Below are 7,486 nucleotides of genomic sequence, written 5' to 3' on the forward strand. Positions count from 1 at the left end.
ATCCGCGAGACGGTGTCGGCGCTGCTGGCCCCGCTGGGCATCGAACACACGCTGCAATACCGGCGGGGTGTGCCGCCGGTGGTCAACGAGGACGTCTCGACGCGCATCCTCACCCACGCGATCGAGGCCATCGGCCCCGACGCGCTGGCCGATACCCGCCAGTCGGGTGGGGGCGAGGACTTCTCCTGGTACCTCGAGGAGATTCCCGGTGCGATGGCGCGCCTGGGCGTCTGGCCGGGGCAGGGACCGCAGCTGGATCTGCACCAGCCGACGTTCGACCTCGACGAGCGGGCCCTGGCGATCGGGCTGCGGGTGATGGTCAACATCGTCGAGCAGTCGGCCGCGTTCGCGCTGCTGCCCTAGCGCGTCGCCCGCATGACGTGCTCGGCGATGTGCGCGTAACTTCGCAACGTGACGTCCGCCGCGTCGCTCATGATGTTGTAGCCATGGTCGACGCCGGCGACCTCGTAGTACTCCGCCAATGCCCCGACGGCGTGGAGCTTGTCGGCGTAGCGGCGGGCTTCGTCGCGAAGTCGATCGTGTTCGGCCGTCACGACCAGCGCGGGCGCGATACCGGTGATCCCGTCGGCGTTGCCCGCCCAGGCCGGGGACGCCAGGCGGTCGCGCCGCTGGGCCGGGTCGGGCACGTACGCGGTGTCGAAGACCTCGCCCATCCACGGCTTCAGGATGGCGCGGCCGCCCAGGCTGGACGCCTTGTCGCGGGCGGGCGTCACCAGGTCGAGCGGGGCGTAGTGCAGGACCTGCAGCGCGATGCGGGGGCCGCCGTTCTCCAGCGCCAGCCGTGCGGCCGCGGCACTGAGGTTGCCGCCCGCGCTCTGGCCCCCGACGCACAGCCGCCCACCGTCCCAATCGCGGTCGGGGTCGGCCGCCCAGCGGACGATGTCGTAGACCTGGTGTGGCGCCGCCGGGAAGCGGCGCCGCGGCGCCAGCACGTAGTCGGGATTGATCACCACCACGCCGGCGTTGGCGGCCAGGTACCGGCACCAGGGATCGTCCTGTTCGGGGTGCCCGACCACGAAGCCCCCGCCGTGCACGTTGACGTAAACCGCCTGGTTCGCCGTGCCGGCCGGCGGGTGGTAGACGGTTGCCGGTACGGGGCCGTGCCGGGCTCCGATGGTGACCTCGGTGGTCCGGCCGCGGAATTCGGGGAATCGCACGGCGGCCTTGGGGGCCGGGTTCACGACGGCGGCGAAAGTGCGGGCCAGTGCGTCGGCGACGACTGGTCTGGAGAGAATCGACACGGGCCCTAGGAGCCCGTTCCCGGGCCGATGTTGTGGGCCGGTCTGGTGCGCAGGTTGTGCACGTAATCGCTTGGGGCTCCGGCGATTTCGGCGGCGTCAGCCATCACGCCCAGGTATCGCGCCGAGGGCAGGCCGCCCTCCCAGGCGTCGAGCACGTACAGCCAGGCCAGCACGGGGTCGGTGCTGGTGTCCGACGAGATGCGTTCCACCCGGCAGCGGATCTTCTTGTGGACGCCGAACTCCGAGCCCTCCCACCGGTCGAGGTTGTTCTCGTCGGCCGGGGTCATGTCGTAGAGGACGACGAACACCTTGGAGGTCGGGTCTTCGACCACCGTGGCCAGCGCGCCTTCCCAGCCGATGTCCTCGCCGCCGAACGTCAGGCGCCAGCCGTGCAGCCAGCCGGTTCCGGCCATCGGGGAATGGGGTGCCCGCTTGAGCATCTGCTCAGGATCCATGTTCGACCCGTAGGCGGCGTAGAGCGGCACGGGGAAATCTTAGACGTCACCCGCACGAGCGGTCTTCTCCCAAGCGTTTCGCCGCGCTGTTCAATGGCGCGGCTTCTCCTCACGCCGCCGTGCGGCGTGCATCGTCGCCGCGCTGTTCAATGGCGCGGCTTCTCCTCACGCCGCCGTGCGGCGTGCATCGTCGCCGCGCTGCACGGTGACCGGGTCCCCCGCTAGGTTGGGGGCTGTGGCGACCCGCATCGTGATCCTCGGTGGCGGCCCGGCCGGTTACGAAGCCGCGCTGGTGGCCGCCACCTCCCACCCCGACACCACGCACGTCACCGTGATCGACTCCGACGGCATCGGCGGCGCGGCCGTGCTGGACGACTGCGTGCCCTCCAAGACTTTCATCGCCTCGACCTGGCTGCGGACCGAGCTGCGCCGGGCACCGCGGCTGGGGTTCGACATCGACATCGACGACGCCAAGATCTCGCTGCCGCAGATCCACGCCCGGGTCAAGCAACTCGCCACCGAGCAGTCGGCCGACATCACCGAACAGCTCCTCGGCATGGGCGTGCACGTGGTGGCCGGTCGCGGCGAGCTGATCGACCCCACGCCCGGGCTGGCCTGCCACCGCGTCAAGGCGACCGCCCCCGACGGCAGCAGCGGGGAGTTCGAGGCCGACGTCGTGCTGATCGCGACCGGCGCCAGCCCGCGGGTCCTGCCGTCGGCCCAGCCCGACGGCGAGCGGATCCTGACCTGGCGGCAGCTCTACAACCTCGAGGCGCTGCCCTCGCACCTCGTCGTGGTCGGGTCGGGCGTCACCGGCGCCGAGTTCGTGCACGCCTACACCGAGCTGGGTGTTCCGGTGACGGTGGTCGCCAGCCGGGACCGGGTGCTGCCCTATGAGGACGCCGACGCCGCGGCGGTGCTGGAGGAGGCGTTCTCCGAACGCGGTGTCGAGCTGGTCAAGAACGCGCGAGCGCAGTCGGTCACCCGCACCGACGGCGGCGTGCTGGTCACCCTGGCCGACGGGCGCACCGTCGAGGGCAGCCACGCCCTGATGACGATCGGTTCGGTGCCCAACACCGGCGGCCTCGGCCTGGACCGGGTCGGCATCGAGCTGGGCCGCGGCGGCTACCTGACCGTGGACCGGGTGTCGCGGACCTCGGTGGCGGGCATCTACGCCGCGGGCGACTGCACCGGCCTGCTGCCGCTGGCGTCGGTGGCCGCCATGCAGGGCCGGATCGCGATGTACCACGCGCTGGGCGAGGGCGTCAGCCCGATCCGGTTGCGCACGGTGGCGGCGACGGTCTTCACCAGGCCCGAGATCGCGGCCGTCGGCGTGCCGCAGACGATGATCGATGACGGGTCGGTGTCGGCCCGGACGATCATGCTGCCGCTGCGCACCAACGCGCGGGCCAAGATGTCCGGCTTGCAACAGGGTTTCGTGAAGATGTTCTGCCGAAAGTCCACCGGCGTGGTGATCGGCGGCGTGGTGGTGGCCCCGATCGCCTCCGAGCTGATCCTGCCGATCGCCGTGGCCGTCCAGAACCGCATCACCGTCAACGAGCTGGCCCAGACGCTGGCCGTTTACCCGTCGTTGTCCGGATCGATCACCGAGGCCGCTCGTCGCCTGATGGCGCACGACGATCTGGACTAGCCTGGTTTCGACACCGTCCTACTGGCGAGTAACCGGGTGAGGAGTCCTCTGCCGTGACCGATCCGATGCACGCGCCCACCGAGTTGGGCTCGCCGGCGTCCGTGCTGGGACCGCAGCACCGCGAGGTGGCCTGGGAGCGGCTGGGCACCGAGCAGTTCGACGTCGTCGTCATCGGCGGCGGCGTGGTGGGGTCCGGCTGCGCGTTGGACGCCGCCACCCGCGGCTTGAAGGTGGCGCTCGTCGAGGCGCGCGATTTCGCGTCGGGCACCTCAAGCCGCTCGTCGAAGATGTTCCACGGCGGGTTGCGCTATCTCGAGCAGCTGGAGTTCGGGTTGGTGCGCGAGGCGCTCTACGAGCGCGAGCTGTCGCTGACCACCCTGGCGCCGCATCTGGTCAAGCCGATGCCCTTCCTGTTCCCGCTGACCAACCGCGTGTGGGAACGGCCCTACGTCGCCGCGGGCATCTTCCTCTACGACCGGATGGGCGGCGCGAAATCCGTTCCCGCGCAAAAGCATTTGACCCGGGCGGGCGCCTTGCGGTTGAGCCCGGGCCTCAAACGCAGCGCGCTGATCGGCGGAATCCGTTATTACGACACCGTCGTCGACGACGCCCGGCACACCATGACCGTCGCGCGCACGGCCGCCCACTACGGCGCGGTGGTGCGCTCCTCGACCCAGGTGGTCGCGTTGCTGCGCGAGGGGGATCGGGTGACCGGCGTGCGGGTCCGCGACTCCGAGGACGGCGCCGTCACCGAGGTCCGCGGCCATGTCGTCGTCAACGCGACCGGGGTGTGGACCGACGAGATTCAGGCATTGTCCAAGCAGCGCGGGCGGTTTCAGGTGCGCGCGTCCAAGGGCGTGCACGTGGTGGTGCCGCGCGACCGCATCGTCAGCGACGTCGCGATCATCCTGCGCACCGAGAAATCGGTGATGTTCGTCATCCCGTGGGGCAGCCACTGGATCATCGGCACCACCGACACCGACTGGAACCTGGACCTGGCCCACCCCGCGGCCACCAAGGCCGACATCGACTACATCCTGCACACCGTCAACACCGTGCTGGCCATCCCGCTGAGCCATGCCGACATCGACGGCGTCTACGCCGGGCTGCGGCCGCTGCTGGCCGGCGAGAGCGAGGAGACCTCCAAGCTGTCCCGCGAGCACGCCGTGGCGGTGCCCGCGCCGGGCCTGGTGGCCATCGCCGGTGGCAAGTACACCACGTATCGGGTGATGGCCGCCGACGCGATCGACGCCGCGGCCCAGTTCGTCCCGGCCCGGGTGGCGCCGTCCATCACCGAGAAGGTCAGCCTGCTGGGCGCCGACGGCTACTTCGCGCTGGTGAACCAGGCGGAACACGTTGCGGCGCTTCAGGGTTTGCACCCCTACCGGGTGCGGCACCTGCTGGACCGCTACGGCTCGCTGATCGGCGACGTGCTGGGCCTGGCCGCCGACAACGCCGACCTGCTCAGCCCGATCAAGGAGGCGCCGGGCTACCTCAAGGTGGAGGCCCTGTACGCCGTCACCGCCGAGGGGGCGCTGCACCTGGAGGACATCCTGGCCCGCCGTATGCGCATCTCGATCGAGTACTCGCACCGCGGCGTCGACTGCGCCCGCGAGGTCGCCGACGTGGTCGCCCCGGTGCTCGGCTGGACGACGCAGGACGTCGAGCGCGAGGTGGCGAACTACTGCGCCCGGGTGGAGGCCGAGATCCTGTCGCAGGCCCAGCCCGACGACGTGTCGGCGGACGAGTTGCGCGCGAGCGCCCCGGAGGCGCGCGCCGAGATCCTCGAGCCGGTGCCGCTGAATTGAGGCCGGCGCCCCTACCCGTGCGGGACGGGCTCGGCCCGGCCCGGGTGCGGCTGCGCGGGGGACCGGTGTTCGCGGAGCTGACCGACCGGTTCGGTGCGCGGGCCGTGAGCGGACCGGTCGTCGACGCCGACGGAATGCCGATCGACGAGGCGACCGTCCTGCTCGCCGGGTCGTACGTGTTTCTGTACCGCGAACTGCCCGACGAGGTGCCCGTCCCCTTTGAGATCCCGGTGCTGCATCGCGACGCGGACATCGTGGTCGTCGACAAGCCGCACTTCCTGTCCACCATGCCGCGCGGGCGGCACGTGGCGCAGACGGCGCTGGTGCGGCTGCGCCGGGACCTGGGCCTGCCGGAGCTGAGCCCGGCCCACCGCCTCGACCGGCTGACGGCGGGGGTGCTGGTGTTCACCGCCCGCCGCGAGGTGCGCGGCGCATACCAGACGCTGTTCTCCCGGGGGTTGGTGCGCAAGACCTACCTGGCGCGCGCCGCCGTCGACCCGTCTTTGGTGTTGCCGCGCGTGGTCCGGAGCCGAATCATCAAGCGCCGCAGGGTATTACAGGCTACCTGCGAACCCGGGCCGCCCAACGCCGAGACACTGGTGGAACTCGTCTCCCCGGACGGCCTCTACCGGCTGACCCCATGCACCGGGCGCACCCACCAACTGCGCGTGCAGATGAACTCGCTGGGGGTGCCGATCGACGGGGATCCGTTGTATCCCAACATCATCGACGTGCCGGCCGACGACTTCAGCACGCCGCTGCGGTTGCTGGCGCAGCGCATCGAGTTCGACGATCCGGTGACGGGCGCGCGGCGCGCGTTCGTCAGCCGGCGACCGGGACCGTAATTTCGCTCGGTCTGATCGCTTGCCGGGCGCGCATTCCGGGTGGACAGTCGTACTGAAACTTCGAACGCATCGGAGGGCGCCGGTGGAAATCGTACCGTCGGGCCCGGGCTTCGCGGCGGAAGTGCGGGGAGCCAGCATTCACGACGTCGCGGCATCGCAAGTCGCATACGCGGCGATACGGGCGGCGTTCGAAGAGCATTCGGTCCTGGTGTTCCGCGATCAGGACGTCAGCGACGAAGCGCAGCTCGCCTTCTCCCGCCGCTTCGGCCCGCTGGAGGTCACCAAGGTCGGTTCGGAGGGGCACGGCACCAACCTCGTGATCCTCAAGACCCTCGACGAGACGGGCAGCGTCGTGCCAGAAGGCCACCGCCTTGCCCTGGAGAACAAGGCCAACCAGCTCTGGCACACCGACAGCTCGTTCAAGCGCGTGCCCGCGCTCGCCTCGGTGTTGTCGTCGCGCGTCATTCCGGGCCATGGGGGTGAGACCGAGTACGTCTCCACCCGGCTCGCCTTCGAGCGGCTCGATCCGGCGTTGCGACGCCGGCTGGAAGATTGCTTCGCCTGGCACGAGTACGCCTATTCGCGCGGCAAGATCGCGCCCGAACTGGCCGGCCCGGCCGAGCGCGCGGCGCTGCCGCCGCAATGCTGGCGTCTGGTCTGGCGGAACCCGGTCAACGGCCGCAAGGCGCTGTATCTGGCCTCGCACGCGTACGCGATCGAGGGCATGGCGCCGGAGGCGGGGCGGGAGCTGATCGCCGGGCTGACCGAAGCGGCGACCGCCCAGGAGGCTCGCTACGCGCACGCGTGGCGCGAGGGCGACGTGGTGATGTGGGACAACCGCGCGATCATGCATCGCGGGCGGCCATGGCCGGCGCGGGAGCCGCGCTTCATGGTGCGGACCACGATTTCCGCGACAGCCGCCGACGGGCTGGAGGCCATGCGGTTGTCGTAGCCGGGTGGCATACTCGAATGTATGTTCGATTCGAGGGTGCCGTCGGCGGAGTCGATCGCCGCGTTGGATGAGCACTTCGAGCGGCGCTATCCGTCGAGGACGGCCGAGTCCGCGGCGTTGCTGGAGCGCGTCGCGGGCATGGCGCGGGCGGAGAATCGGGCGGCGGCGGGGCAGTTGGCGGTGATCGGGGAGTTGTTTGCTTACCGGCTCTCCCGGTGCGCCGAATGTGAGCAGTGGGCGGTGGATACCGAGGCGGCGGTGGCCGCGGAGGTGGCCGCGGAGTTGCGGATCAGCCAGGGGTTGGCGGCCAGCCGGGTGCGGTATGCCCGCGCGCTGCGCGAGCGGCTGCCGAAGGTGGCCGAGGTGTTCGCCGCCGGCGACATCGACTTTCGGATGGTGCAGACGCTGGTGTATCGCACCGATCTGATCACCGACACTGACGTGTTGGCGGCCGTGGACGCGCAGCTGGCGGCGAACGTGGCGCGCTGGCCCTCGATGAGCCAGGGCCGGTTG

8 protein-coding genes are annotated in these 7,486 nt (G+C 70.6%); 6 read left to right on the forward strand and 2 right to left on the reverse strand.

Translation table 11 applies throughout. The features are described from left to right. Positions 1-363 (forward strand): M20/M25/M40 family metallo-hydrolase (locus tag A5704_RS03610; protein ID WP_156737600.1); only part of this gene is annotated, 363 nt, incomplete at its 5' end. On the opposite strand, the gene A5704_RS03615 is transcribed toward A5704_RS03610, so the two are convergent. Together A5704_RS03615 and A5704_RS03620 are read right to left on the reverse strand one after the other, a co-directional pair. Next, positions 360-1,178 carry an alpha/beta hydrolase gene (locus tag A5704_RS03615; protein WP_067887428.1) on the reverse strand — a complete coding sequence of 273 codons (819 nt, stop codon included), beginning with the start codon at positions 1,176-1,178 and terminating at the stop codon, positions 360-362. The two genes, A5704_RS03610 and A5704_RS03615, sit on opposite strands and share 4 nt — an antisense overlap. A gap of 89 nt (positions 1,179-1,267) precedes the next feature. Then, entirely contained in the window at positions 1,268-1,747 is a 480-nt protein-coding gene (locus A5704_RS03620; protein ID WP_067757370.1) for a gamma-glutamylcyclotransferase, read from the reverse strand. Positions 1,748-1,952: 205 nt separating this feature from the next. On the opposite strand from A5704_RS03620, the gene A5704_RS03625 reads away from it, so the two are divergent. The 5 genes from A5704_RS03625 to A5704_RS03645 all read left to right on the forward strand — a co-directional run. After that, positions 1,953-3,368 carry an NAD(P)H-quinone dehydrogenase gene (locus tag A5704_RS03625; protein WP_067887426.1) on the forward strand — a complete coding sequence of 472 codons (1,416 nt, stop codon included), beginning with the start codon at positions 1,953-1,955 and terminating at the stop codon, positions 3,366-3,368. Positions 3,369-3,433: 65 nt separating this feature from the next. Next, positions 3,434-5,176, forward strand: a complete 1,743-nt coding sequence (locus A5704_RS03630; RefSeq protein WP_369807382.1) for a glycerol-3-phosphate dehydrogenase/oxidase — start codon at positions 3,434-3,436, stop codon at positions 5,174-5,176. Continuing rightward, complete coding sequence (locus A5704_RS03635; RefSeq protein WP_082954764.1) at positions 5,173-6,021, forward strand: pseudouridine synthase; 849 nt, start codon at positions 5,173-5,175, stop codon at positions 6,019-6,021. Before A5704_RS03630 ends, A5704_RS03635 begins: the two co-directional genes overlap by 4 nt. An 82-nt stretch (positions 6,022-6,103) precedes the next feature. Continuing rightward, complete coding sequence (locus tag A5704_RS03640; RefSeq protein WP_067748962.1) at positions 6,104-6,973, forward strand: TauD/TfdA family dioxygenase; 870 nt, start codon at positions 6,104-6,106, stop codon at positions 6,971-6,973. A 21-nt stretch (positions 6,974-6,994) separates the two neighbouring features. After that, positions 6,995-7,486: DUF222 domain-containing protein (locus tag A5704_RS03645; protein WP_156737601.1), on the forward strand; the 492-nt coding region annotated here is incomplete at its 3' end.

The organism is Mycobacterium sp. E735 (assembly GCF_001666955.1).
Classification (GTDB): Bacteria; Actinomycetota; Actinomycetes; order Mycobacteriales; family Mycobacteriaceae; genus Mycobacterium.